Origin of the sequence: Methylobacterium tarhaniae (assembly GCF_001043955.1) — a bacterium.
In the GTDB taxonomy this organism is placed as follows: domain Bacteria; phylum Pseudomonadota; class Alphaproteobacteria; order Rhizobiales; family Beijerinckiaceae; genus Methylobacterium; species Methylobacterium tarhaniae.
Map to the genome: position 1 here is coordinate 1 of NZ_LABZ01000483.1, position 395 is coordinate 395.

The 395-nt window shown below is 70.1% G+C and carries 1 pseudogene; it reads right to left on the minus strand.

From position 1 onward, the window contains the following. Positions 1-87: 87 nt before the first annotated feature. Positions 88-395, minus strand: a pseudogene (locus VQ03_RS30790) (glucan ABC transporter ATP-binding protein/ permease); the annotation flags it as partial.

Consider the following 395-nt stretch of genomic DNA (forward strand, 5'->3'; position numbering starts at 1 on the left):
GACCCTGAGGGTGTCAGTGCTGCCAGACCCCTCGAACAGGAAAAGCCGCCGTCTTCCACGACGGCGACTTCCCCGATTTCCGATCTGTTACGCCGCCAGGGCGTAATCAGGCTCCGGCGCGGCCGCCATGAACTGGGCCCGGGCGAGGTCGGCGAAGCGGCCGCCCTCGGCCACCAGCTCGTCGAAGGTGCCGCTCTCGACGATCCGGCCCTCGTGGAAGACCAGGATGCGGTCGGCGTCGCGGATGGTCGACAGGCGGTGGGCGATCACGAAGGTGGTGCGTCCCTCCATCACCGCCTCCAGGGCGCCCTGGAGCTTGCGCTCGGTGGCGGCGTCCAGCGCGCTCGTCGCCTCGTCGAGGATGAGCACCGGCGGGTTCTTCAGGAGCGCCCGGG